Source organism: Halegenticoccus tardaugens, assembly GCF_004116405.1.
GTDB classification, from domain to species: Archaea; Halobacteriota; Halobacteria; order Halobacteriales; family Haloferacaceae; genus Halegenticoccus; species Halegenticoccus tardaugens.
This window is the reverse complement of sequence record NZ_SDIC01000005.1, coordinates 261,528-286,990: the sequence shown is the minus strand read 5'-3', so window position 1 is coordinate 286,990 and position 25,463 is coordinate 261,528. Positions and strand designations below refer to the sequence as shown.

Here is a 25,463-nt window from a genome sequence, read left to right as displayed (position 1 = left end):
GACTACACCCCAAAGTTTTAGCGCCTCTCCTCTGCTCTGACGAGTGTGACTTACGAGATAGCGACCATTCCAGGGGACGGTATCGGTCCGGAGGTCGTCGACGCGACGCAACCGCTCTTCGAGCGGGCGGCAGCGGCCCACGGTGTGGAGATCGAGTTCGTTCGGTACGACTGGGGGAGCGAGCGGTACCTGACCAAGGGTTCGATGATGCCCGCGGACGGTCTGGATCGGCTCGAAGGAAGCGACGCGATCCTCCTCGGGGCTGTCGGCCATCCCGAGGTTCCGGACCACGTCACGCTCCACGGTCTGTTGCTCCCGATTCGGAAGGGGTTCAACCAGCAAGTGTGCGAGCGCCCCGCGATCCTCTTCGAGGGCGTCGAAAGTCCCCTACGAGGGTACGAAAGCGGAGCTATCGACTTCGTCGTGTTCCGCGAGAACACCGAGGGGGAGTACTCCGACATCGGCGGACGCGAGCACGTCGGCTTCGACCACGAGGTCGCGGTCCAGAGCGCGATGTTCACGCGTGCGGGGACCGAAACGATTGTCCGAGCGGCATTCGAAGCCGCACAGGAGCGTGCGGGGCACCTGACCAGCATCACCAAGTCGAACGCGCAGGCGTACAGCATGGTCTTCTGGGACGACGTTGTGGACGACGTGGCGTCCGACTACCCGAATGTGGAGGTCGAGAGCCTGCTGGTCGACGCGGCCAGCATGGACTTCATCCGAAGACCCGAGGAGTTCGACGTGGTCGTCGCCTCGAACCTCTTTGGAGACATCCTTACCGACGTCGGCGCGATCGTCACGGGCAGTATGGGGCTTGCGCCCTCGGGGAACGTCAACGTCGATGGCGATTACCCGTCGATGTTCGAACCCGTCCACGGAAGTGCCCCGGATATCACCGGCAAGGGGATCGCGAACCCGCTGGCGACGGTGCTCTCGGGGGCAATGCTGTTCGAGAATCTCGGCGAGCAAGCGGTCTCGGAGGCGCTGTGGACGGCGGTTCGGGAGGTACTCGCCTCTGACGAAGCCCCGAAGACGCCCGATCTTGGCGGTTCGGGAACGACCACGGCGGTCGTCGAGGCCCTCGAAACGCGCCTCTGAACGGCAGTAAGTTCGGGGAGAAACACGGAGTCCGCGAGAAGAACCGTCGGTTCGGATCCTTACGCCGGTTTCTCGGGGGGTTTCACCATGACGATCGGCGACTCCGCCGAGAGAATCACGGATTGGGCGACGCTCCCGAAGAGCGCCTTGCCGACCGGTGAACGCTTTCTGCCACCTACGACGACGTAGTCGGCGTCGACCGTCTCGGCGTAGGTGACGATCTCCTCGGCCGGTTTGCCGACAAGACCGATCGCATCCGCGTCCGCGCCCGCGTCCTCTATCGCTTCGGCCGCGATCTCCTCGGCGATCGCTTCGATCTCCTCGATCGGCACCGCGGAGCCTGATTTGGTGACGTTTGTTCGCTCCAGGGAGACGAACTCCTTTCTTGTGAGCACGTGAACGACGTGGACCGGTTCCTCGAATGCCGCACCGAGCTGTCCCGCCTGTTCGATGATCGCGGTGGCCTGGTCGCTCCTATCTACCGCTGCGACGATTGGCATGGTGGGACACTGGCCCCGGATCACATAAAGTCTCGGGGTAGCGCCCCCGAACGTCTCGCGTACCGCCGATCCGCGTCGATGCGGTGGTCGGGAACGAACCTTTAGATGCAGGGGGAGAGTAGACAGGGCGATGACTCAGGGGTCGTACGTCACGTACGAGGTAGAGAACGACGCGGCGGTCATCCGGCTCACGAACGAGGAGCGGATGAACGCGCTGAGCGAAGCGCTCATCGACGAACTGACCGCCGCGGTTGAACGCGCAGACGGCGACGATGTGCGAGCGGTCGTCGTCACCGGATCCGGCGACGCCTTCTCCTCGGGCTACGATTTACGCGAATCAGGAGGGCGGGCCGAAACCGGCCCGCCGACAGTGGAAGCGGGATTGGATCGGCAGAACAGGGCGCTCGAACTGTTCACGACGATCTACGAACTCGACCTGCCGGTGATCGCAGCCGTGAACGGCTACGCCCTTGCCGGCGGAAGCGACCTCGCGCTGACGTGCGATTACGCCGTTGCGAGCGAACGCGCGAGGTTCGGGTACCCGGGGGTCCGCATGGGCGGCCTCACGCTCTCGCTTGTCTACCCCTTCCGTATGCACGTCAATCACGCCAGGGAGCTGATGTACACCGGCAAGCTCATCAACGCGGACGACGCTGAGCGCATCGGGATGGTGAACCGAACGGTCGGACACGACGAACTCATGGATTCAGTCTGGGACGAGGTCGACGCGATAAAAAAAGTGCCGAGCGCGACCGTTCAGCTCACGAAGCACATGCTCAACGGCGTCATGGACATGCAGGGCTACCGGCCGGCCGTCAAAAACAGCGGGTACATCGCGACGCTGTCGCATCACACGGAGCCGGGAAAGAAGTTCTTCGAGATTCGCGATGAGGAGGGGGTTGGCGCGGCCATCGAGTGGATGAACAGCGTCGACAAGCCGTAGCGCGTGCTGTCCGGGCCGAATCCGTACCCAATACCCACAGTTATGATGCGGTGCGCTAGAGAGGGCTCATGGATCCCGAGGCAATTACGACGATCACCGTCGATTCGTATTCCACGCTCGTGGACGTCAATTCGCAAGAAGACGTTCTGAACGAATACGTCGACGGCATCGAAGACGCCGAGAACGTCTCGCAGCTCTGGCGCTCCCAGTACATCCTCTACTCCGTGATCGCAAACGACATCGACGGATACCGACCGTTCTGGGACCTGATCGGGCAAGGACTACGGTACGCGCTCGAAGCGCACGGCCACGACGTGTCCGCGGCCGTCCGCGACGAAATCCAACGAACAGTTTACGAGGAACGCCTCGCCGTCTTCGAGGACGTGACCGACGGTATCGACCGACTCGCCGATGCGGGCTATGACGTGTACGTCGTTTCGAACGGCACACCGCGGATGCTCGAACACCTGCTCGCGGCGGCAGACCTCGAAGGCGTTGTCACCGACGCCGTCAGCGCGGACGAGGTGGAGACATACAAACCGAATCCGGTCATCTATCGCCACGCGGCCGAACGGACGGCGACGCCGATCGACGAGATCCTGCACGTCTCCGGGGGGACAATGCGCGACGTATGGGGGGCGAAACACGCCGGGATGCGCACGGCATGGCTCTCACGCCCGGAACAACGCCTCCCTCACGAGTCTCTGGGACCGTCGCCCGATCTCGTCGTCGAGGACTTTCACGATCTCGCGGATCGGTTGGCGTGAGCAGCCAACCGAACGCGTGAACGAACGCCCGACCGCAAGTGCGCGCCCCGAACGAGGGACCGTTTACTCGTCGACGCGCGCGTCCTCCCCGGCCATCATCTCCAACACCTGCATCACGCCGGAGTTGTCATCGCGCCCCATCCCGTTTTGGACCATGGTTTTGTAGAGCTCGTGGGCGAGCGCCGTCTGGGGCATAGGCGATCCGAAGGCTTCGCCCGCATCGGCGGCGATTCGAAGGTCTTTGTACTGGTACTCGGCGAAAAATCCCGGATCGAAGTCACCGTGGATCATGTTCGGTGCGCGGTTGTCGAGTGTCCAACAGCCCGCCGCGCCGCCGCGTATCGCCTCTACCACCGATTCGAGCTCAGCACCCGCGTTGTGCGCGAACACCAGCGCCTCGCTCACTCCGACCATCTGCGCGGCGACGACGATCTGGTTGCACGCTTTCGCCGTCTGCCCGGCACCGCTCGGCCCACAGTGGGTGATCGTTTCGCCCATCACCTCAAGGACGTCCCGGTGGTCGTCCAGCGCGGCCTCGTCGCCGCCAACCATGATCGAAAGTGTCCCCTCGACGGCGCCCTCCTCGCCGCCCGATATCGGGGCGTCGAGCATCGTCGTGCCCGCGTCGGCGACCTGTTCTGCGATCGTCTTCGTCACCGTTGGTGAGATGGTCGAGTGGTCTACGAGAGTCATCCCCTCGCTCAAGCCCTCGATAACTGGATTCGGTTCGCCACCCTCCCCGAGAACGACGTTTTCCACGTCCGGCGAGTCGGGTAAACACAACAGGACAACGTCGCTCCGCTCGGCGACGCCCGCGGGCGAACCGCCGTCCTCACCGCCGTACTCAACGAGTTCTTCCGTCGGCGCGCTCGATCGGTTGTGGCTCACCACGGGGAATCCCGCGTCGACGAGGTTCTTCGCCATCGGTAGTCCCATGATACCGAGGCCGACGAAGCCGACTGTCTTATCTGGCATGGTGGCGCACACTGGGAGCGAGGGACGTAAATATCTACGGTCCCGCCGGTCGCGCCGAACCGGCCGTGCGGTGACAGCCCCCGCGCCAGCGCGCCGCGGCGACCGGGGCGGTTTCGGTTCACCCGTCCGATCGATTCGCCTTGGTGGCGATCTCGACGAGATTTCCGTCGGGGTCGCGGACGTAGACCGAAATCAGCGGTCCTCTCGCGCCGGTCTTCTCGACGGGTCCCTCGACGATCTCGATGCCGGCCCCGTCGAGGCGATCTCTGACCTCATCGACGGACAACTCCGTGATCACGCAGAAATCGCCGGCGCCCGGGGTAGGGCGTGCGGCTTTTGGTTCGAACTCGTCTCCGGCCGGATGGAGGTTGACCTTCTGTCCCCCGATTTGAACCGCCTTCCGGCCTCTGTCGAAGGTGACGGTTTTGGCCCCCAGTACGTTCGAGTAGAACACGCACGTCGTCTCGATATCCTCGACCGTGAGCACGAGGTGATCGATGCGGGTGACTTCCATGCGCATTCACGACGCCGCCGAAGCATAAGATCCCTCGGTTCCGTCGAGAGAAAGCGGCTCCGCGAGCGCTCTCCCCCGTCGTTCGTGGCGTCGTTTGCTCGCGGGGGAGATACCCGTGTCGAACGATGGTCCTCAGAATATCGCGGTGAGGATGAGCAGCCCGCCGGTGCTCACGAGCAGGAGGCTCAAGAGCACGACGAGGATCGGCTCGAAACCCGTAGACCGAAGCTCCGCGACTCGAATTTCGAGTCCCAGGCCCGCGAACGCCAACATGAACAACCAGTTCGAAGCGTGTTCGAGGGACGTCAGATGTTCCTGGCGGAGGATTCCCGTATTAGCGATCAGCATAACCAGGAAAAATCCGAGTACGAATTTCGGAAACGTGTCCCAGAGACCACGGAGTCCGTTTGAGACCGTCCCGCGCGACGCCACGGATCTCGCCCGCCGAGCGTAGTACATCGCGTAGCCGACGGCGACGAGTCCGATCAGCGCGTTCCGAATGAGTTTCACGAGGAGGGCCCACTCACCGGCCGTCTCCGAGAACGAAAATCCGGCGGCGGCGACAGGACCCGTGCTAAACATGGTCAGTCCAGCCCAGATGCCGAAAACGGTGTCGGAGAGGCCGAGCGCGTGGCCAACGATCGGATAGATGAAGAGCGTCACGGCGTCAAAAAGGAGGACGGTCGCCGCTGCGTAGGCGATATCCCTCTCGCGAGCCTGGATACTACCGGCGACGGAGACGACGGCAGAAACCCCACAGATGCTCGCTCCGGCGGCGAGCAGTGACCCGGTTTTGGCGGGTATCGCCACTACCTTTCGCGCGACGATCTCGGTCATGAGGAGTATCACCGCGACCGTCCCGATCACAAGTACGACGAGGGCCGGCCCCGCCGCGATCACGTTGTCCAGCACGATGCCCGCACCCATCACGACGATGCCGACTTCGAGCCACAACTGATGCGTTCTGACGCCGGCCCTCGCCCACTCTGGCACCCCGTAACTGTTTCCGACGAGCAACCCGATGAGAATCACGACAATCAGGTAATTCATCGATGGGAACACGAATGCGACCGCTCGCCCGGCGAGCCCTATCGTGATAAGCAGTGCGATTCCGGGGACGAGGGTTCGGAGTGCTACCATGGATCCGCTCACCACGGTATCGGGATGCCGACGCCGACGAGTGCGGACAGGAACAGCCCAATGACGACCGCCCGCCAACCTCTTTCGAGGGTAGACCACCACCGGCGTAACCGACGAAGTAACTCACGCGTCTGCATCGCCCCACCTCTCGAAATCATGGTCTGGCATGATTGTGACACGTCTTGGTTGTTGCGTTCAGGTTAATCATTGGCATCCCATCGCGTCGCGGAGCAGTTTCCGATCCCGCCCTCGATCGGATCGCTTTCCGTTTCCGGGCGCCGGTGGTCCGTCCGAACGAGGCGAACCGCTTTTTTAGCGCGTCCGCGAACGGCGTGGATCTGCCGTCGAACGTTGTCGAGACGGTGCGGTGGCAATCACCTCAAACCAATCGGCGATCGTCATACTTTCGGGCAACTCAACGAGTGGGTATGGTAACTGCAGGGCTAAAACCCTACCTTTCCGAGCGAGGATTCCGCGGGGGTACACGACGTTCTCCCGCGATTGATCGTGCCCTATCCGAAATGTTTATATTTATCGCATATAATCATCTGAGTTGCCCCTGTGTAACATGATAGTCCATCCCAAGGATTATGGCACGGTGTGCCGAGCTGATCGAGGCATCTCGAACGCGAGACGCGGTGAGCTCCGGTCGGCGGACTACGGAGCACGAACCACGGGAAATCGCTCCTTGTCGACTCCTACACAGACACGAGTTTGAGTACCAAAATGGTTGGATAATAGTATGACAGAGAATCCACAAAACGACGCAACGGCGTCAGCAGACGTTACAGGCACGGACACGAACAGACGACGGTTCCTGAAGTTAGCGGGTGTCGGCTCAGTAGCCGCCCTCGCGGGATGCACCCAGGGTGGCGGTGGCGGCGGTGGCGGTGGAAACGGCAATTGGGAACCGTCGGAGCCGGTTCGGTACATTGTCCCGTACGACCAAGGAGGCGGCACTGATACCTACGCGCGCGGCATCGTTGAAGCGTTCACTGACTCACTCGGACAGAATGTGCAGATCGAAAACATCCCGGGCGCGGGTGGTCTCAACGGGTTCGGCCAGTTGATGAGCGCTGAACCAGACGGTCACACGATCCTCGGAAGCGCGACGCCGCTCGAAGTCGCCCCGCAGATGCTCGAGGACCCAGGCTTCGACCAGCGGGACGCGACCGGCATTGGCGTGTTCGGCAGCTCTGCGTGGACGCTCGTCGTCAACAAACAGTACGAAGGAGAAGTCGAAGATCTTACCGACGTCATTGAAAAGTACAACTCGGGCGAGTGGAAAAGCATCGGCATCCAGGAACCGGGAAGTTCACAGGACATCATTGTTTTGCTCGCGAAGTACAAACTGGACTACAACTGGAACTGGAAAAACCGCGTTCATTACACTGGTACGGGGCCGGTCTCAGAGGCGGTGGCGAAGAACGAAGTACCGTGCGGGATTGGCACCGACGCTGGAACACAGTCGGTCGTTGACAACGGCTCCATCTTCCCGGCCACCGTCTTCGTCAGTGACGGCTCACCGGTGTACAAAGATGTCCCATCGGTGACTGACCTTGACTTCCCGGAGATGGACTTCGTCGGCGGACTCCAGCGCGGAATGTACGCGCCGCCGGAGACACCACGCGACATTCGCGATGTTCTCTCCCAGCGCCTCAAGGAAGCTGTGGAGGCTGATAGCACTCAGCAATGGTCCAAGGAAACCGGGAACCCGGTCGGACACGAAGGTCCCGACCAGGCGGAAAAAATCATAACTGACGCATTCAAGAAGTACGAAGAACTCAACGTCATCCAATTAGTTGAACAGCACGCCAATTAAAAATTAGGGAACATTTTAATTATTTAGATATACAAATATAAAAATGTCAATTCAACAAAAAATACGGAACATCGACGCTGAACAAATCATGCTCGTCGTGCTGGTCGGCCTCGGGGTAGTTTTTTACGTCACACCAATAACAGAGGACTACCCGGATAGCGCATCGGTGTTCCCACAGGGGACCGCCGCCGTGGTCATCGTGGGCTCGCTTCTCCTGCTCGGCCGCAACTATCTCCCTAATATATTGAAGACATTCGTGGCCGAGAGCGTCAACATCACCGACACGAGCGGAACGGTGGACGACTTCATGGGCCAAACCGCCGAAGATGAGGAGTCGGCCACCGAGACCGATGTCAAGGACGCCGGACCGCGGACGCTCGGCGAGGAGTATGGCATCACCGTCAACGATACCGTCTTCATGATGGTAAGTTCGGTGATCTATTTGATCATCGGTTGGGCTGTGGGGCTTCTGTACGTGACGCCCTTGTTCGTATTCGCGTACACACAGTGGTTCCGGGTGCGGTGGTACATCGGGCTTGGGTTGGCTATAGCCGCGACGCTCATCATCTACGGGTTCATCGTGTTCCTCCTACTCCCGTTCGACAGCGGTGAAATATTCCTTACTAGAGGGCTGATGTAAATGTCCGCAGTAGACGCGTTGTTTCAGGGTCTCTCCGTGGCGATCAGTTGGCCGATTATCGGTTGGATGGTGGTCGGTATCTTGCTCGGCATTGTGCTTGGAGCACTTCCCGGAATAGGATCTCCAGTGGCGATGGCGATCGTACTCCCACTAACGCTCCCATTGGAACCGGCGGCGGCGATTATCCTGTTGGTCTCCATCTATAGCGGTGCGATGTACGGCGGGAGTCTCGCAGCGATTCTTCTGAACGCGCCCGGTACTGAGTCGGCCGCAGCGACGACACTCGACGGCTATCCAATGGCGAAAAACGGGTTGGCGAAGAACGCGCTGTCGATCGCGACGACCGCGTCGGCGCTGAACGGCTTTGTCGGGGCGGTCGCCCTGGTCATTCTTTCGCCAGTGCTCATCAGTATCGTGTTCCTGTTTGGATCTCCTGAGTACTTCTTGCTCGCGGTGCTGGGGATTTCGCTCATCACGATCGTCACCGATGGCTCCATCGTAAAAGGACTCGTCTCAGGGGCGTTCGGCGCAATGGTTTCGACCATCGGCGTCGCGACCTTCAGCCCGAGCCCGCGGTACACCTTCGGCATCCTCGAACTGTTCCAGGGAATAAATTTCGTCGCCGCGCTCATCGGGATGTTCGCGTTCGCGGAGATGATGAAGCTCGCCGCCCAGAAGACGATCGCCGACGAGGCGGTCGAACTGGGCGGCAGCATCGTCGACGGGATCAAGACGGTGTTCAAGTACCCGAAGACAACGATCAAATCCGGGGTGATCGGCCTGTTGATCGGTATGGTTCCCGGTTCCGGCGCGACGACCTCGACGTTCGTCGCCTACGCCGAAGAGGCGCGCTCGGTGAAGGACGGAATGTTCGGCAAGGGCGACCCCCGCGGCATCATCGCACCCGAAGGTGCGAACAACCCGACTGTCAGCGGTTCGCTGGTGCCGACGCTCTCGTTTGGCATTCCGGGGAGTGGCTCGACCGCGGTGCTCCTCGGCGGTATCCTCATGCACGGTCTCCAGCCAGGCCCGACGCTGTTCGGTGAACAGCTCAACTTCACCTATGCAGTGTTCGTTTCCCTGTTCCTCGGCAATATCGTCATCCTATCAGTTGGATATACAGTCATCCCTTATGCAAGTAAATTGACGGAGATCAACACGAACGTTATCATCCCGATGGTTGTCGTGCTGTCATTTGCCGGCGCCTACACGCTGGCAAGCAGTTGGTTCGACGTGTTCGCAGTGCTCATCCTCGGTATCTTCGGATTCTACATGGTCCGCTACAATTACTCGGTAATCGCCTTCGTGTTAGGCATCGTGCTTGCACCCATCGCCGAGGAGAATCTTCTTCGGTCACTAAGCCTCTCCAACGGTAGCTACGCTGTCTTCGTCAAAGAACCGCTGTCGCTCATGATCGTGATCGCAATCTTCACGGTGTTGTTCGGGCCGTTCTTGAAGCCCCACCTGAGCAGGACGATCGACCGGCTTGCGTAGCGGTTTGCCCTCATTCTTCGTTTCCTCGCATCAATGTTCTCCGCGTCGGAGTCATCCGGAGCGTGACCGACGCCGCCGGATGGGACCCTCGTTCGTCACCCGACGGAACGACGAGGGTACCGCTGTCGCGAGATCGCTCGCGTACCAGTATCCGACGCCGTTGCGCGGGGGCCGTCCGGGAGCCGCCTCTTGATCTACCAGTTTGACCGGGTCGCCTTCGGAGACCCCCTTCCAGGGGAGTTCCCGCACGGGTAACTCGTCGAGAGCGCAGCGTCCGGTCCGTTCTCCGTGCGATCTTCACTGGAGCGGATTCGGCGCTCGACCGTCTCCGGTCGACGATCATCTCGCCGCCGCGGACGCCGAGCGGCGACCAAGGACGCGCGGTCTGCGGTCAGGCCCGTTCGCCAGTTGTCGCGGACGGTAGTCTCAGCGCGACGAGTACGAGCACCGTTGCGAACGCGGCGAACCCGCCGAGTACGGCGAACAACGTCGGCGCGTCGAAGGTCGTGAGCACGAACCCCGAGAGGGCCGCTCCGAGGGCCCCAACGCCGAACATTCCCAGGTACGTGAACCCGTACGACAGTCCGTGAACGTCCGCGGCGGCGGACTCAGCGATGAGCACCTGGTAGATCGGTGCCGTCGCGTACAGACAGAAGCCGAGCACGGCACAGACGAAAAGAAACGGCACGACGCCGACGCCACTGACCGGAATGAAGACGAACGCGGCGACCACGAGCACCGCGAGCGACCCGAAGAGGGCGTACTCAGTTCGCACGTGATTGGTCACGTTTCCGCCCACGTACTGGCCGAAGATACCGACGGTCAAGAGACCCGTGTACACGTACTGTGCCGGTTCGACCGTTCTCCCGAATAACAGCACGGGTTCGAATCGCGGAAGATTCGCGATCGTATCCGGGAGAAACGTCAGGAGGCCCCGATAATACACGCCGTACAGCATGACGATCACGAAGATGACCGTGAATCCGGCGGAAAAGAGCAGACGCGATTCGGCGAGCATAGAACGCAGGTTGAACGATCTCGTCGTCGCACTCCCACCGTCAGTGCCGGTGACGCTGGCACCGGTGCTGGCGTTTCCATCTTCGAACGAGATTTTGTATCCGAGCAGGATTACGGCGATCGCCGGCAGAATGAGGAGCGCCACGACGACCCGCCAGCTGAAAAAAACCAGCAGCACCGCGGCGATCAGCGGACCGAATGCCGTCCCAATGTTGCCGCCAACGCCGTGGTGAGCGAACACCGATCCCCTATCGGTAGCGCCACGACTGATGAGAGACAGGCCCGCGGGGTGATAGAGGCTTGCTGCGAGCCCCCACAGGACGATGGCGCCGCCGATAAAGAAGATGTCCGTGGCCAAGCTGAGCAGAAAAAACCCGATGCCCATCCCGGCTACCGACACGAGGATCAGCGTCCTCGAACCGTACCGGTCGGCGAGCAATCCGCTCGGGATCGCACCGACACCAACGAGCCCGTATCCCACGCTGACGACCGCACCGAGAACCGCCGCAGAGACCGAGAAGGTATCGAGCCAGACGACAACGAAGAGGGGAATGGAGAGCTCGTACGTGTGAAACATCCCGTGGGCGAGCATGGTGAACGTGGCTATCGAACGGTCGTTGGCCTCCATTCAGTGAATCCCTCCGAGCGCGAAAACCGGCATCATTACCGTAGAGATCGCGTGAGGACACTAAAAGCTATGTGTCACGTGGGTACATCTCCGAATCGTTCGTAACGCTGGATCCCACTCGCACCGCCGGCATCACGCGAACGGGGTGTCGGAACGCGTGTTCGACGATGCGGAACTTTTATGAGAAGGCGAAACAAGGTCTGTACTACCGTGTCGCTCGAAAAATCCCACCCGGAAACGGTAAAATCGGCTGAAACAGCGTTCGACGTCCTCGAACTCCTCCACGAGCGAAACGGTGCCCGATTGACGGATCTCGCGGACGACCTGGGGATCGCGAAAAGCACCGTTCACCGCCACCTCGCGACGCTGGAAAAGCGAGGGTATGTCACCGCGGAGGAGAGCGTCTACCGTACGAGTCTCCGGTTTCTGGACTTCGGTGAACGCGCACGGACACGCGAGAGGGCGTACGTTCTCGCGGGACAGAAAGTAAACCAGCTCGCCGAGCAGACCAACGAACGGGCGCAGTTCATCGTTGAAGAGAATGGAGAGGGCGTCTACGTACATCGAGCCACCGGCAGCAACGCAGTCGAAACGGACACGCGGATCGGTAAGCGGGTGCCGCTTCACGCCAGTGCCGCGGGGCTGGCGATTCTGGCACATCTGCCGCGTTCACGGGTCGAAGAGATCGTCACTCGGCGGGGACTGCCGCGACTCACCACTGAGACGATTACCGATCGAGAGGATCTATTGGAAGAGTGTGAACGGATACGCGAACGCGGGTTTAGCGTCAATCGCCACGGCTACGTGATGGGACTTAGTTCGATCGGCGTTTCCGTCCACGACCGTAACGACCAACCGATCGGCGCATTCAGCGTCTCCGGACCCTCCCACCGTATGAAAGGCGACTGGTTTCGCACTCAACTCCCAGATCTCATTCTCGGGGCCACCAACGAACTAGAACTCAAAATAGCCTATTCCGGTGCTTCTGATGTCTGATACACAAACGGTGTTTTCGGCAGGAGTATGAGCAGGTCGCTCGTTACGGTGCACGCAGTTTGTGCGTCCTCGATGAGTTCCGCGTGGCGGAAACCCGCACCGCCGCGCGGAGTCATCCCGGTGATTTCGACCGACCGCCGCGGTCGTATCGGTTAGCCGAACACTAGTCGCTGATAGACTGACGTGGGTTCGTCCTTTCAGGTGTTACAAGAATATGTTTGTAATCCCAAATCAGCTGTTACCTTCCCATACGTTCTAGAGCGCGGACCGTCGAGCGAAGATTGAGCAACTGTGGTGACGCAAATCGATTTTTCCGCAGATATAGCTATTATCTCTCTCATATTATTGGTTGAAATCCCGGATAGACGTCGAGCATACACGTGGCGGCTGCAAGGCGGTTGTTCGGCGCAAAAACGTGCTTCGACTTAGCCCGGGGTTTCGGGGTGCAGTTCCGTGTTCTGTTCGGCGGAACCACCCTCTTCTCCCGCACAGCACGGGTTTTCACACCGCTATCAAAAGAACAGTTACGGCGCGAGGGTGAGAGGTCACCTGTGGATCACCGCTCGTGAACGCCGATGCGGTTATCGACTCGCTATCGACGAGCACGGGGATTGAGATACAATTTACTATGTACACTTGCAGCGTGAGTAGAACCGAACAATCCATGCGAGAGTTGTCACACGCGGATTCTACTCGCAATATCGAGATGTAACTCCGTGGACGAGATAGCAGCGCAGACGAGCGGACTCCGGTCGAATGATCGAGTAGTAGTGGCCCTTCCCGTGCCGCGTCCCTTTCGGCCTCCGTCGGGGTTTTCTGCGCGAAGATGAGTACGGGAATCCACCGCCGGACCGAGGGAACCGGCGACATCGAGGTGCACCGCCTTCATCCGTGGAGCTACTCCCTCGTCGTACCGCTATCGTCACGGTCGCGGCCGCGGGTCCGCCTTGCGTGGAGAAGTCCTGCCCGTCGCGAGGAGATAGTGTGCCGAGTCTTGTACGGACGCGTCGATCATCCTTGACAGTATGGACATTAGTAATTAGATTACGTAGCGTCGATTTGAAAGCAGCCGAGCGAATTCCGCTGACTCACTGGGAACTCCATCCCCTGGGGTTTATCCCCCTCGACGGCGACCGTCCTACCATGCGTTTTCCACGCCTCTCGCGAACGCTGAGTCGGTCCCGCTACGCAGCCATCGGTGCGGCCATCGGTGCCGCTCTCGGCGGCTTGATCAGTAAGAGCGCCGCGAGCACCGGTGCCGCCATCGGCGGGCTCATCGGCGCGACGTTCGGCGAGACGCGAGTGACGGTGCGCTCCCGGCTCGAGCGGACGAAAAAGCGCGTGGAACCGTTCGTCGATTTCGACTGAAATCCGCCCGCTTTCTCGTCTTTCGTCCGTAACGCGAAACTGTGCGTCGTTTGCGGCCTCAAAGTCGCTCGATTCGAGTCGTTTGCTTCGGATCCAGCAGGTCCCTGAGACCGTCTCCGAGGAAATTGAATCCCAGAACGGTCAGCATGATCGCCGCACCCGGCGCGTTGACGAGCCACCACGCCTCGCGCAGGTAGTTTCGCCCCGACGCCAGCATCGTCCCCCGCTCGGGCGTGGGCGGCTGGGCGCCGAGTCTGAGAAACGAGAGCCCGGCGGTCGCGAGAATCACGCCACCCAAATCGAGCGTCGCGAGCACGACAACGGGAATCGCGACGTTCGGAAGGACGTGTCGCACCGAAACGCGCAGTGTGAACCGCCGAGGAGCCGGGACGCCGTGACGAACTCGCGTTCTTTCACGGAGAGCACGCTCTCTCGAACGAGGCGTGCGTACGACGACCAGCCGACGAGTGCGATTCCGAGCGAGATTCTCGACCGTGAACGAGGCGCGGAGAACGTCCCGCCCGAGCTCGTCGGTTCCGAGGGGATGGTCGAGGGACGGCGGTTCGAGTTGCTGGTCGAGCCGTTGCTCTCGCTCTAACCGTTCGCGTTCGGTGGACAGATCAAGGGACCCGACGGCTATGCCGTCGGTGTCGTGGGTGTACTTCAGGATCCCCACGTCGATCCCAACGCACTTCTCCGGCGTCTCAGGCTTCGCGGGAGCTTCGTCTTCGGTTTCGATCCCGAAAATAGCGAACCATTCGCCCGTGGGTTCCTTCTTGACTGTCACTTGTTTGATCGCGGCGTCATCGGGTACCTCGCGGTGGAGCCGAACGGGTATTTCTCCGATCTTTGAGAGTCGGAGGACGGGCTGGCCACTCGTGTTCTTGAGTTCGAAGTCGGACTGTCGGTACGTGAATGATCGGTACTCGTTCGGTGCCTTCCACTCGAGCAATCCAACCGAACGACCGTTGTCCTTCGCGTCTTTCAGCCGTGAGGGGTCGTCGTATAACCGCTCGACGGCGTTCTGAAGCGTTTGGGAGTACAGGTCAGACAGTTCGGTCCACCACTCCTTAATCGACGGGAGTTGGTTGATTTTGCCGTACTTCGTCGTCCCGTCAACGCGGTTGAGTCGGTAGAGGAAGTGGTTGTACATCAGTTGTCGACCATCGATCGCTCGTGCGCGGAGGCAACGGAGGTTGCTGCTCTATGGCTTTCGAGCCTCGATGACCAATGAGATGAGGAACTCATTCAGGTCGCGCGTTTCATCCCATGTTTGGATAACCGACTGACTGTCGTCTTTTGGCGTGATCGAGATCGAATCGAACCCCACTACATCGAGCATCCGTTCCAACTCGTCGATCGTCGCTGCCCCTGAGACACAAGCTGTCAACGCCTCGGGATCGTCACGGACTTCATCAGGGAAAGGAACAGTCTGAACAACGTCAGAAATCGCCAGTCGACCACCAGGTCGCAGCACGCGGAATGCTTCCTCGAACACCTGTTGTTTGTCCGGAGAGAGGTTGATAACGCAGTTCGAGATGATCACGTCGACTGTCCCGTCTGAGACGGGGAGGTGCTCGATCTCTCCGAGGCGGAACTCAACGTGGTCGGTGTCGTCACGAACTGCGTTCTCGCGGGCTTTCTCAACCATCGCTGGTGTCATGTCGACGCCCACAACTCGTCCACTGGGGCCAACCGCCTGTGCCGCGAGGAAACAGTCGAAGCCAGCCCCGGAGCCGAGGTCGAGCACTGTCTCCCCATCCGCTAACCCAGCGATAGCCGTCGGGTTCCCACACCCCAACCCCAGATTTGCCCCGTGAACGACAGTACTGAGGTCATCGTCATCATATCCTAACTCACGGGTTCGCGTGCCTAGGCCGGACGACGAACAACCGTCACTCTCACAGCACCCACTCTCGATTGATTCGGTGGCAATATCGGCGTATCGCTCTCGGACGATACGACGCTGTTCGTCGGCTGTCCGAGCGGCTGCGGGCAGGTTATCACTCATTGACCGCACCTCGAATCTCGTCGAGCGTCCCGAGTAGTTGTTCTGCGGCGGGGGTAGCGCTGTAATAGCGCCAGCGACCCTCCTTGCGCCGTGTCACGAGGCCGGCACTGTGTAACCGGGACAATGCCTGACTAACTGCCCCCTGGCTCACGCCAAGGGCAGGCTGGAGCTGACAGACACAGACGCCTTCATTCGACCCAGCGATGAGTCGAAGCGCTTCATATCGGGTGTCGTTGCCCAGTGCTGAGAGTAACTGAACGTCGGTCGCGATAGCGTTCGCTTCAGTCGCTACCGGCGACGTACAGCACTCCGTGTCGTTTTCTATATCCTGTGTGGGTGTCGTTTGAGGTTCCATTTTAGCTACTGCTAATATTAGTGCCGGCTAATATAGCAGTTACGGTGCTGAAGTGGTTGATCTGCCTCCCAGCTTATTCGATTGCGACGACCGCGTCAAGCGTAACCGACGCTCCACCGAGAAGGTCACAGATACCCACCGTCATACGTGCCGGATACGTCTCGCCAGAGTGCTGCTCATACATCTCGTTCACCTCCGCGTAGGCATCCACCTCCGCGAGATAGAGCGTCACCTGAATCTCGATGAACTCATTGCGCTCGCGCACGCCGTCGTTCCCCACATGCTGGATCAGGACGGTGGACACGTGGTCGATCTCTCCTCGGTTGTCGGACGATTCGCCATGGAGAACAGTTCCTCCTATATGGCGGCGAAAGTCGGAGTAACTGGCTTTGGCGAGGCGTTCGGCATGATGTCGCCGAAGAGGGGATCCGGGTTTCGACCATCGAACCAGGTGCCGTCGATACGGAGCTACTGGAAGACATTCCCGACGACGAACTGAGGTCGAACGTCGAGTAATCTAACTCGTATGACAAAACGTCCTCGATTGTATCGTATGACCGTGACCGTGGAAGACACGAGAGACGAAGTCGCTCTTCGAACCGGAGGGAGAAGTGAGTAGCTCGGACGAGGGATACGAGGAGACCGCCGGACCGACGAGCCTTGGGCGACCCCTGGCGCTGGATGGTGTGAAGGTACGCTTCCAGCTCCTGTTTTTTATCTACTTCATCGCCTCTTCGGGGTTCGTCGTCTTTCGGAATGTGTATCTGGAAGAGATGGGGCTGTCCGGCTCGCAGATGGGTCAGATCGGCTTCCTCCTGATGGCGACCGGCGTCGTCGCCCAGCCGGCGTGGGGGCTGCTCACCGACTACTTCCGCGCCGAGCGGACGGTCCTCATCTTCGTCGGAATCGCTTCTGCCGTCGCGATCCTCAGCTACCCGGTCGGTGACGGTCTCACCGAACCGTTCCTCCTGATCGCCGTCGGATCCGCCGCATATTCGGCCTTCCAGACGCCGGTTGGTCCCATCGCGACCGGGATGGTCCTCTCGCGGGGATTCGACTATGGGAGCGTCAGGGCCTTCGGCTCGCTCGCGTTCGCCATCGGAAGTCTGGGATTCGGGTTCGTGGTCGGCACTCTAAGCATCGTCTCCATCGTCTACTTCTACGTCGCCGGCACGGCACTGATGATCGGGATCGCCTGGTCGCTCCCTGGTGGCAGGAGCGCTGACGAAGGCGACGATGTCGCCGGAGACGACGAAAACGAAACCAACGAACCCCGTCTCCTGGAGGCCACGCGGATGCTCGTGACCAGCCCGACCTTCTTGGTGATCGTAGGCGCGAGTTTCCTGCTTCGGCTCTCGGCAATGGGCGGCGAGGCGTTCTTCTCCGTCTACATGCGGAATGTAGACGCCAGCATCGCTGCCGGTCCGTGGACGCTCCGCCCCGACGGGATGACAGGCGTCGCCTGGGTGATTAACTCCGGCGTCGAAGCCGTGGCATTCCTCTACGCCCTCAAGGCGAACGTCTCCCACAGGTGGTTGCTCGTGGGTGGCGGTGTCGCCCTCGTGATCCCGAACCTCGCCTACGGGGTCACGACTCGACCGTGGGTCCTCCTCGCGGTCCAGTCGCTGGGCGGCATCGGATTCGCGATGGTCACCGTTGCTACGGTCGACCTCGCCTACGATATCGCCGCCGACCGTGTGACGTCGACCGCTCAGACGCTACTTACCGGGTTCGGCTTCGGCCTCGGGGGTGCGGTGGGACAGATAGTCGCGGGGACGCTGTACGATGCCGTTGGAATTATGGACATGTACGTCGGTATTGCCGTCCTTGGGTTCGCCGGCGCGGCACTCGGACTGGTCGTTTCGTCGGACGGCCGATCCGGCAAAAACCAGCCGACCGGGTGATCGGTATCGCTCCCACTCTACTCACGAGGCCATTTTTACGGGCATTCCAAATCGCATCGAATTCAACGAACAGTACACCGTGATGTAGACTCAGCCATGGATGTGACGAGCGTTCCGTCCGCTGCCACGGAAGTTTCACCTTCGAGCCGAGGCCTGAAGTTGAGACTGCCGCTCTCAATGCATAGTTAGTCTATCTCAAATAAGCTCCTTTCCACCTATCGGTACTCAAAATATCCCCATCTCCGAGATCTGAGGTGGAACAAGCAGAACCGTCCAACGACGCTCCACGAAATAGGCAGCAGAATGAGGGTTCGAGTACGCCATGGCCTGGTTTGTTATGGAAAATTCGAGGCTAAAACCCGCCCTGAAGGGCGGGGATACAGCCGACAATTCTTCGCTAACCACGTTCGATAGCACAGCCGGATATTCCACGCCTCTGTCGTTACTTTTAAAATATAATTCCCTATAACTGGTTATGGGCGCAGTACGATGCTGGAAACAACTCGCACCTACCGAGCGAAAATCGTCAACCACCAACAGGTGCAAGACAACATCGACCAGTGCGGGTTCTCGGCATCCAAACTGTGGAACGTCGCCCGATACTACACGCAAGGTCGATGGAACGAAGACGGGGAAATCCCCGACGACGGCGAACTCAAATCCGAACTCAAGGAACACGAACGATACAGGGACTTACATTCTCAATCCAGTCAGCGAGTTCTCGAAGAGCTTGCTGAGTCGTTCACCAGTTGGTACAAAGCACGCCAACGAGGAGATGAGGACGCCAACCCACCCGGCTACCGCAAACACGGCGACGAACACCCGCGCTCCACCGTGACGTGGAAGCAGAAAGGCATCAAGCACGATTCCAAGCACAACCACCTCCGCCTTTCCAAAGGCTTCAACCACAAGGCGTCCCCCTCGGACTTCATTCTCTGTGAGTACGGGACGAGACCGGATGTGACCGTGGAAAACATCCAGCAAGTCAGAGCCGTGTGGAACGGCGACCGATGGGAACTCCACCTTGTCTGCAAGGTTGAGATTCCTGTCGAGGACGCACCCGGAGACAACACTGCTGGCATCGACCTCGGTATCAAGAACTACCTGGCCATCGCCTACGATGACGGTGATGCGGAGCTGTATCCGGGGAACGTGCTGAAACAGGATAAACACTACTTCACCCGTGACGAGTACGATACCGAGGGCGAGAACGGCCCGTCACGCCGTGCGCTCCGTGCCCGTCAGAAGTTGTCTCGGCGGAAAGACCACTTCCTACACGCCCTCTCCAAGCACGTCGTAGAGCAGTGTATCGACCACGAGGCGGACGCATCGCTATTGGCGACTTGAGCAAGATTCGTGAGGACGAGAACGGCGAGTCTCGGAACTGGGGCAAGCGAGGGAACAAGAAGCTCCACGGATGGGAGTTCGACCGCTTCACTCGCTTGCTCGAATACAAGGCCGAAGAACACGGCGTCCTCGTCGACCGCACAAGCGAACGAGACACGAGCAGGACCTGTTCGTGTTGTGGCCGGAAGCGAGACGCGAATCGTGTGGAGCGTGGGTTGTACGTCTGTGAGTCGTGCGGAGCGACGATGAACGCAGACGCGAACGGCGCAGTAAACATTCGTAGAAAGATAACTCAGAATCCTCTAACCGAGGATATGAGTAACGGTCGTTTGGCACGGCCAGTAGCCTTCCTGTTCAATCAAACCTCGGGAGCGTTCCGCCCGAGCGAGCAGGTGGGTTGCAAACCCTAATATCCCAACGCTCGGGAATCCTCGCCCTTCAGGGCGGGGAGGATGTCAACGATGTATCAGCCCCAGTATCCGGCCTCGAACGTCATCGGCGGAGTCGTACGTTTGGTTGCCAGTGGAAGCGAGCACTTCCTCTAGGGATTCCATCCCACCCTGTGTTTCGATTTCATAGTCGCCATAGGCCGCAACCAATTCATCCGTCGTGGTTGGATAGTCGTGGGTTTCGAGTGCTTCATCGAGATCACCGAGCCGCCCACCAAGGTCACCACTCATCGCTCGGTTTTCCTGAGCGCGGTCGCGTGTTTCCTCTACCTCTCGCTCTGGCTGTCGTCGCTCTTGCTCACTCGCTTTCTCGTCTCGGCCTGGTTTGTCATCTGGCATGCCTTCCCCTAGGCGCTCGATTCAGATAACTGTAGGGCGGCTCACTCGTGTGACTCCCGAACATATCTTACGGGAGTTGGAGTTCCGTGAGATCACCGTACTAATTTTCGGATGGCTGGAAAAACGCCGCATAAAACGAGAATCATTGAGTTTGGCGGATAAACTCGTCGAGGTCGGCTTCGATGAGTGTCGCAACCCATTCACTATATTGCCAGAGTGCGGCATTGAGTCGCTCTTCGGTCTCGTCATCAAGTTCGTCGGCCCCTCGAAGGACGGAGTCTTTGGTTATCTGGGGGTGGTACACACAGACGGCGCCGAGTGAGGTATCCGAGCTTGAGGTTCCAGCCGTGTGGATTCCATATTGATCAGTTCCCCAGACACCATCGCCGCCTTGTCGCTCCAGTTCGGAGTCAAGCGCGTCGAGGAGATGGATCTCTTCTTCGGTGAGGATGGGATCGTCACCTTCGAATAGTTCAGCGTATGCCTGTGTCCGAGCCGTATTGGTCCATTCTTCTAACAGGGAACGAGCTCGGAGGACGAGCTGCCTCTCATCTGGAAACTCAGCCATACTCCTAGAAGGGGTGCAAGGCGAATGAACGTTTGTACAACGTCTACGGATGGTGGGTGTGTCGGTGGCCGCGATGTACTTATCAACGGCTTTGTCGCTCACATCCGTGTCTGGTTCGTGTGCATATCGGATTGCTTGGGAGAAGTGAATTCCTGAATTCGACTACGAGACTTTATCGACCGTGAACACACAGAGAGGAGTTGGTGGCTACACGACTACCAGTTTCGTGTTCAGATGGCGCTGCAAGAACGCCTCGAGATCTGTGTCAATGTCGAGGCGATCGGAGAGTATCTGACGCCACCGTGCTTTGGTGTCCTTTCCGATGATGACGTAGTCTACGTCTTGCTGGATGGCCTCGTAAAGGATAGCCTCTTCGAGCAAGAACGCGTTCCGGGCGTGGTAGCTCACGTTCGGGAGTGAGCCGAACTCACGCTCGACCGCGCGAACAAGGTCTTTCCGCTCAACGTGCTCGCCCTTGTGGAGGAGATTCACATAGAGGATATACACAGGTGAGAGTTTTCATATCCATCAGCGAGTTCAATCGCTCGTTTCAGGGTTCGAACGCTACTTTCTCGCGGTGGATATCGGATAGGAATCAACAACCTGTCTTGTGTATGATGTTTGAAAGTCACTGGGAGCTACCTAGTAGCTTACCCTTCGGTACGGGGAAGAATGTCAACAGTTCATCATCATGCCGACACGATGCGACATTCGCCTGTTCTTCTTCGATGACTGAGACCAGACATCAGGTCCGGATGCCGATAGTGCTCTAGTAGCCTCTATCACAGGCAGAACATTCAAGCGAATTCTCGACGTAAATTGAATATACCGGTGAGAGAGTTATCATAGAAGCTAACGACGGTCAAGCGGAGTATGCCACAAGCCCAGAAACTATCGACATCCTCAGATATATCGCGGAGAGTTTGAGTCTCTCCTTCAGCCAGTGGGATGAGCCATATGTGACCGGACCGAGTCTCTATTTTATTGTCGTCGCCGACATCGATTTCGGTAAATACACCGATCCACTAGGCGACAACACGTGGCCCGTCGACCAGTGTCGGTCAGTTACCATCTCATCCGATGAGTTCATCGACGCAGCCCGCAACGTAGCATTCAACTGCGATGGGGCAGTCGTTATTGCCGCGGATAGGACGATCCACGAACAGATGGTTCGCGTTCGAACTCCAAATACTACTGAGGTGGTCGAAGAGCCACCCATCGCCTATGCCGATTGGATGGGGACCAAACATCTCAGCGCTTTAGAAATATCTCACCGAGAAGAAGTCCTTGCCAGTGTAACGCTGAGCGAAGAGAATGGTCGTGTGACAGTCTTCCAGAATGGAAAATACAACGATTCCGAACGTGAGCAACTTGGGGGACGCTGGCGGATTGCCGACTGAGATTGTACGGCTCTCGATGAGGGGTGTTCTGCGAGCTCAGTTTTCGAATTTGTCGTCGTATTGTTCGTAGGTAATCGTCAGCTTGCCTGCTGTTGGACGTTTCGCTGCATCTCGGAGCGTTTTGAACGATTCGAGGAGTTCGCCTGTGTCGTCTGAGTCCTCCCGGCCGCTCGATGACTCTTCTCGAATCGTATCGTATACCCGCTCTAAGATACGCCGAGCGGCATACGAATCGGTTTTTGAGTCAATCTCGAAGGACGCCACGTGACGTGACATACCCAGAGGTCGTTCTCCACGAGGTTAACAGGCGTCATGTTTCAGCGGGAGACGTGTCCTCTTCCCCGTCCGAGATGATTCTCGTCCCCTCAAGTTCACCGGTTCGGACAGCAGTGAGGATGCGCTCTGGATCGGTTCCATCGATAACCACTGTTTCGCAATTTGCACGTTGGATCATCTTCGCGGCGAGAAGGTCGATCGGTACACTGCTCCCGGGAGTACTGCCGATATTGAGGATCAGGGTAATGAGTTGGCTCGCGCTTAACTCGTCGAATGGTTCTGCGTCTGGGTGAGTGTAGGGATCTACGCTAAAGATGCCAGGCACGTTCGTCGCGTAGATGAGAATGAGAAGTCGGGCGTTTAGTCGAGCGACCCCGATGCCGATTTGATCAAGCTCAACCTCGTTCGCACCGCTAGCTCTCCCCACATCGATGAATTCGCGCGCAAGAGACCCGCTTCCGGTAACGACACTGACGTCGTGTTCCTCAGCGAGTGTTGTAATGACGGCTGCGTACTCTCGAAACTGCTCTGGGGCAAGCGCCGGCACGAGGATGCTCCCGCCGAGTGAGAGTACGATGCGCATGATGCTCTCTAGATTGTAGTCTGACGCTGTCCTAAAATCTAGCACCTCTTGATGACCCGCCACGTTATGGGTGCGGCTCGCCTACTCTAGTTCCTGGTGACGATCGTCTATCAAGGAATGGATGACACTGTATCGGAAGAGATCGACGATGAGAAACTGAACTACCGAGATGACCACTGGCAGATTCATCACGGCGACGACGAGTACACGTACATCCCGAGAGAGCGCGTCTATACAGTGAAGATAACCGACCCGCACTTCCTAAAGGGGTGAGTAATGCATACGGTTGAGAGAACCCCCGAGACGTGCCCCCGAGCGGTTCACTCGTCCATGGCGCTTTCTGCGCGACGGCTCTGTGAAATACAATTGTTCACAGTGTTTCTTGTGCCGTATCTCGGGGGGAGCCAGAACCCATGAATCAAACACGGACGCCCCAAAAGAACGCGATTCCGAGGACGGTGACGACCGACAACAACAACTGTAACGGTGCACCGACGCGAATGAAGTCCGAAAACTTGTAGCCACCAGGCCCGTAGACGAAGAGATTCGTCTGGTACCCCACCGGCGTCATGAACGCCGTCGAGGCGGCGAACGTCACGGCGAGGACAAACGCGAACGGGTTCGCATCGATCGACTGGGCGGCGCTGGCAGCCACCGGGATCATCAACACGACGCTCGCGTTGTTGCTGATCACGCTCGTCAGGAGGCCGGTCGCGAGGTAGAACACCCAGAGGACACCGATCGCAGGCAAGAACACCGCCGTCGAGGCGACGGCGTCGCCGAGCAGCGCTGCAGCCCCGGTTTGCTGTAGTGCGATACCGAGGGGGATGACACCGGCGAGCAGGAAGATCACGTTCCACTCGACCGACGAATAGAGTTCGGTCGGTTTGAGGACGCCGGTGAAGACCATCGCTACCACCCCTGCTAACGCAGAGACGACGATCGGAAGGAGGTTTACTGCTGGTAGTGCGACGACACCGGCGATGATGCCCACTGCGAACGGGATTTTCTCGCTCCGGTAGGTCACTTCGTCGAACTCGTGGGCGACAATGAAGTCCTCGTTCTCGACGAGGCGGGTGAGACTATCGGGTGGTGCCTGTACGAGGAGCGTGTCACCGACCCGAATACGGATGTCCTCGAACCGGTCCCGGACGACGTCACCACGGGTTCGAAAGGCGAGGACGTTCGCGTTGTAGCGTTGTCGGAAGGTCGAACTCGCAAGCGTCTCGCCGACGAGGAACGATCCTGACGGAATAACGACTTCGACGAGGACCGACACCTCCTCACCAGGATGCAGATCGTCTTCGGTCCGAGGGCTACCCGACAGTGCGAGTCCTTCCGTGTCAATGATGTCTTCGAGTATCTCCCGGTTTGTCCTGAGTCGAAGCGTGTCGTTCTCGCGGATCTCCTTGCGCGAAAGCGGTTCGACGAAGCGCTCACCATCTCGAATCAGCTGTAACACGTCGATGTCGAGCTCGTCATCGCCTAAGGCCTCCTCGACAGTCTGCCCGATCAACGACGAGTTCGCAGGGACGACGACGTCTGCGAGGTACTCTTGGAGGGCATACTCCTCGACGAGGTCCTCGTTGGCTGGAATCCGTTCGGGGAGGAGTCGAACGCCGACCGTCATTAGATAGAGCGCGCCCACCGCGAAGACGAGGACACCCAGCTTGGTGAATTCGAACATTCCGAAGGCGTGAAGACCGAGCCCAGGAGACTCCGCCCCAAGCTGGGCTGCAATATCGCTCGCGAGAATGTTCGTCGACGTTCCAATGAGCGTCAACGTCCCCCCAAGCATCGACGCAAACGATAGGGGGATGAGCAGCTTCGACGGTGAGGTCTTGCCGTTGTGGGCGAGATCGTTGATCACCGGGACCAGAATCGCGACGACTGGCGTGTTGTTGATGAACCCCGAGACCGGCCCCGAGACGCCCACCGTCGCAGCGAGTTGCTTACGCCGATCGGTCCCGGCGAAGGCGGCCATCCTTCGCCCAATCAGCTGGACGATGCCGGTTCGGTTGATCCCGGTGCTCAGGATAAGCATCGCCAGGACAGTGATCGTGGCTGGATTGGCAAATCCTGAGATTCCCTCCCGCGGAGAGATTTGTGTCCACGGCTCGAATACAATCAATAATACCATCACCAAGATCGCGGTGACGTCGATCGGGAACCACTCAGTGGCGAATAATACGAGCGCGAGCAGAATAATTGCGAAAACGACGAGTATCTCGGCTGTTACGGACGTTGAGCCGAGGCCCTGGAGTGCCAACGAGACTTGAGAGAAGGACATACCGAACAGAGACACCTACACGGGAAAAGGCCTGGT

The 25,463-nt window shown here is 59.1% G+C and carries 27 protein-coding genes and 1 pseudogene; 13 read left to right on the top strand and 15 right to left on the bottom strand.

The window, feature by feature from the left end; translation table 11 throughout:
- Window positions 1–45: 45 nt before the first annotated feature.
- Entirely contained in the window at window positions 46–1,101 is a 1,056-nt protein-coding gene (locus tag C3L37_RS15420) for an isocitrate/isopropylmalate dehydrogenase family protein (RefSeq protein WP_129115485.1), read from the top strand.
- A 59-nt stretch (window positions 1,102–1,160) separates the two neighbouring features.
- Here the strand turns inward: C3L37_RS15420 and C3L37_RS15415 are convergent, their stop codons facing one another.
- Window positions 1,161–1,601, bottom strand: a complete 441-nt coding sequence (locus C3L37_RS15415) for a universal stress protein (RefSeq protein ID WP_129115484.1) — start codon at window positions 1,599–1,601, stop codon at window positions 1,161–1,163.
- 130 nt (window positions 1,602–1,731) lie between these two features.
- On the opposite strand from C3L37_RS15415, the gene C3L37_RS15410 reads away from it, so the two are divergent.
- Window positions 1,732–2,544 carry an enoyl-CoA hydratase/isomerase family protein gene (locus C3L37_RS15410; RefSeq protein WP_129115483.1) on the top strand — a complete coding sequence of 271 codons (813 nt, stop codon included), beginning with the start codon at window positions 1,732–1,734 and terminating at the stop codon, window positions 2,542–2,544.
- Window positions 2,545–2,612: 68 nt separating this feature from the next.
- Complete coding sequence (locus tag C3L37_RS15405; RefSeq protein WP_129115482.1) at window positions 2,613–3,311, top strand: haloacid dehalogenase type II; 699 nt, start codon at window positions 2,613–2,615, stop codon at window positions 3,309–3,311.
- A gap of 63 nt (window positions 3,312–3,374) precedes the next feature.
- Here the strand turns inward: C3L37_RS15405 and C3L37_RS15400 are convergent, their stop codons facing one another.
- The 3 genes from C3L37_RS15400 to C3L37_RS15390 all read right to left on the bottom strand — a co-directional run bounded on the left by C3L37_RS15400 (window position 3,375) and on the right by C3L37_RS15390 (window position 5,940).
- Complete coding sequence (locus C3L37_RS15400) at window positions 3,375–4,421, bottom strand: NAD(P)-dependent oxidoreductase (RefSeq protein WP_228546280.1); 1,047 nt, start codon at window positions 4,419–4,421, stop codon at window positions 3,375–3,377.
- On the bottom strand, window positions 4,405–4,800 hold the full coding sequence (locus tag C3L37_RS15395; RefSeq protein ID WP_129115480.1) for a VOC family protein: 396 nt from the start codon (window positions 4,798–4,800) through the stop codon (window positions 4,405–4,407). The genes C3L37_RS15400 and C3L37_RS15395 overlap by 17 nt, the downstream gene beginning before the upstream one ends.
- A gap of 132 nt (window positions 4,801–4,932) precedes the next feature.
- Window positions 4,933–5,940: a YeiH family protein gene (locus C3L37_RS15390; protein ID WP_129115597.1), complete on the bottom strand. Its 1,008-nt coding sequence runs from the start codon at window positions 5,938–5,940 to the stop codon at window positions 4,933–4,935.
- 742 nt (window positions 5,941–6,682) lie between these two features.
- Between C3L37_RS15390 and C3L37_RS15385 the strand changes: the two genes are divergently transcribed.
- Genes C3L37_RS15385 through C3L37_RS15375 form a run of 3 tightly spaced genes read left to right on the top strand, consistent with a single transcriptional unit; the run spans window position 6,683 to window position 9,896 of the window.
- Entirely contained in the window at window positions 6,683–7,762 is a 1,080-nt protein-coding gene (locus C3L37_RS15385) for a Bug family tripartite tricarboxylate transporter substrate binding protein (RefSeq protein WP_129115479.1), read from the top strand.
- Window positions 7,763–7,805: 43 nt separating this feature from the next.
- Window positions 7,806–8,402: a hypothetical protein gene (locus C3L37_RS15380; RefSeq protein WP_228546266.1), complete on the top strand. Its 597-nt coding sequence runs from the start codon at window positions 7,806–7,808 to the stop codon at window positions 8,400–8,402.
- Window positions 8,403–9,896, top strand: coding sequence for a tripartite tricarboxylate transporter permease (locus C3L37_RS15375; RefSeq protein ID WP_129115478.1), 1,494 nt, complete (start codon window positions 8,403–8,405; stop codon window positions 9,894–9,896).
- A 391-nt stretch (window positions 9,897–10,287) separates the two neighbouring features.
- Here C3L37_RS15375 and C3L37_RS15370 read toward each other — a convergent pair whose 3' ends face one another.
- Window positions 10,288–11,541 (bottom strand): MFS transporter, encoded by a 1,254-nt coding sequence (locus C3L37_RS15370; RefSeq protein ID WP_129115477.1) that lies wholly within the window; start codon window positions 11,539–11,541, stop codon window positions 10,288–10,290.
- A 180-nt stretch (window positions 11,542–11,721) separates the two neighbouring features.
- Here C3L37_RS15370 and C3L37_RS15365 point away from each other — a divergent pair, with 180 nt between their 5' ends.
- Window positions 11,722–12,537, top strand: coding sequence for an IclR family transcriptional regulator (locus tag C3L37_RS15365; protein ID WP_129115476.1), 816 nt, complete (start codon window positions 11,722–11,724; stop codon window positions 12,535–12,537).
- A gap of 1,143 nt (window positions 12,538–13,680) precedes the next feature.
- A complete protein-coding gene (locus tag C3L37_RS15360) occupies window positions 13,681–13,905 on the top strand; it encodes a YMGG-like glycine zipper-containing protein (protein ID WP_129115475.1) in 225 nt (74 codons plus the stop codon).
- Window positions 13,906–13,963: 58 nt separating this feature from the next.
- Here C3L37_RS15360 and C3L37_RS25810 read toward each other — a convergent pair whose 3' ends face one another.
- From C3L37_RS25810 to C3L37_RS24940, 4 genes are all read right to left on the bottom strand, one after another.
- Window positions 13,964–15,058, bottom strand: a complete 1,095-nt coding sequence (locus C3L37_RS25810; RefSeq protein ID WP_394345798.1) for an ABC transporter permease subunit — start codon at window positions 15,056–15,058, stop codon at window positions 13,964–13,966.
- A gap of 51 nt (window positions 15,059–15,109) precedes the next feature.
- Window positions 15,110–15,916 (bottom strand): arsenite methyltransferase, encoded by an 807-nt coding sequence (locus C3L37_RS15350; protein ID WP_129115474.1) that lies wholly within the window; start codon window positions 15,914–15,916, stop codon window positions 15,110–15,112.
- A complete protein-coding gene (locus C3L37_RS15345) occupies window positions 15,909–16,271 on the bottom strand; it encodes an ArsR/SmtB family transcription factor (protein ID WP_129115473.1) in 363 nt (120 codons plus the stop codon). Before C3L37_RS15345 ends, C3L37_RS15350 begins: the two co-directional genes overlap by 8 nt.
- 73 nt (window positions 16,272–16,344) lie before the next feature.
- Window positions 16,345–16,575 (bottom strand): hypothetical protein, encoded by a 231-nt coding sequence (locus C3L37_RS24940; RefSeq protein WP_228546283.1) that lies wholly within the window; start codon window positions 16,573–16,575, stop codon window positions 16,345–16,347.
- Between C3L37_RS24940 and C3L37_RS24935 the strand changes: the two genes are divergently transcribed.
- From C3L37_RS24935 to C3L37_RS15330, 3 genes and pseudogenes are all read left to right on the top strand, one after another.
- On the top strand, window positions 16,552–16,770 hold the full coding sequence (locus tag C3L37_RS24935) for an SDR family NAD(P)-dependent oxidoreductase (protein ID WP_267195330.1): 219 nt from the start codon (window positions 16,552–16,554) through the stop codon (window positions 16,768–16,770). The two genes, C3L37_RS24940 and C3L37_RS24935, sit on opposite strands and share 24 nt — an antisense overlap.
- Before the next feature lie 112 nt (window positions 16,771–16,882).
- Entirely contained in the window at window positions 16,883–18,175 is a 1,293-nt protein-coding gene (locus tag C3L37_RS15335; RefSeq protein WP_129115472.1) for an MFS transporter, read from the top strand.
- 489 nt (window positions 18,176–18,664) lie between these two features.
- Window positions 18,665–19,932 (top strand): annotated as a pseudogene (locus C3L37_RS15330) (RNA-guided endonuclease InsQ/TnpB family protein).
- A gap of 45 nt (window positions 19,933–19,977) precedes the next feature.
- On the opposite strand, the gene C3L37_RS15325 reads toward C3L37_RS15330, so the two are convergent.
- The 3 genes from C3L37_RS15325 to C3L37_RS15315 form a co-directional block, all read right to left on the bottom strand.
- Window positions 19,978–20,310, bottom strand: coding sequence for a DUF5789 family protein (locus C3L37_RS15325; protein WP_129115471.1), 333 nt, complete (start codon window positions 20,308–20,310; stop codon window positions 19,978–19,980).
- 142 nt (window positions 20,311–20,452) lie between these two features.
- Window positions 20,453–20,878: a DUF7539 family protein gene (locus tag C3L37_RS15320; RefSeq protein ID WP_129115470.1), complete on the bottom strand. Its 426-nt coding sequence runs from the start codon at window positions 20,876–20,878 to the stop codon at window positions 20,453–20,455.
- Between the two features lie 207 nt (window positions 20,879–21,085).
- Entirely contained in the window at window positions 21,086–21,370 is a 285-nt protein-coding gene (locus C3L37_RS15315) for a hypothetical protein (RefSeq protein WP_228546265.1), read from the bottom strand.
- A 431-nt stretch (window positions 21,371–21,801) separates the two neighbouring features.
- Between C3L37_RS15315 and C3L37_RS15310 the strand changes: the two genes are divergently transcribed.
- Window positions 21,802–22,278, top strand: coding sequence for a diadenylate cyclase (locus C3L37_RS15310; RefSeq protein ID WP_323740467.1), 477 nt, complete (start codon window positions 21,802–21,804; stop codon window positions 22,276–22,278).
- Between the two features lie 36 nt (window positions 22,279–22,314).
- Here C3L37_RS15310 and C3L37_RS15305 read toward each other — a convergent pair whose 3' ends face one another.
- Both C3L37_RS15305 and C3L37_RS15300 read right to left on the bottom strand, forming a co-directional pair.
- Window positions 22,315–22,554 carry a hypothetical protein gene (locus tag C3L37_RS15305; RefSeq protein ID WP_129115468.1) on the bottom strand — a complete coding sequence of 80 codons (240 nt, stop codon included), beginning with the start codon at window positions 22,552–22,554 and terminating at the stop codon, window positions 22,315–22,317.
- Window positions 22,555–22,588: 34 nt separating this feature from the next.
- On the bottom strand, window positions 22,589–23,137 hold the full coding sequence (locus C3L37_RS15300; protein WP_129115467.1) for an amino acid kinase family protein: 549 nt from the start codon (window positions 23,135–23,137) through the stop codon (window positions 22,589–22,591).
- Window positions 23,138–23,233: 96 nt separating this feature from the next.
- On the opposite strand from C3L37_RS15300, the gene C3L37_RS24415 reads away from it, so the two are divergent.
- On the top strand, window positions 23,234–23,410 hold the full coding sequence (locus C3L37_RS24415) for a hypothetical protein (RefSeq protein ID WP_164974765.1): 177 nt from the start codon (window positions 23,234–23,236) through the stop codon (window positions 23,408–23,410).
- Window positions 23,411–23,555: 145 nt separating this feature from the next.
- On the opposite strand, the gene C3L37_RS15295 is transcribed toward C3L37_RS24415, so the two are convergent.
- On the bottom strand, window positions 23,556–25,364 hold the full coding sequence (locus C3L37_RS15295; RefSeq protein WP_129115595.1) for an SLC13 family permease: 1,809 nt from the start codon (window positions 25,362–25,364) through the stop codon (window positions 23,556–23,558).
- Window positions 25,365–25,463: the final 99 nt, after the last annotated feature.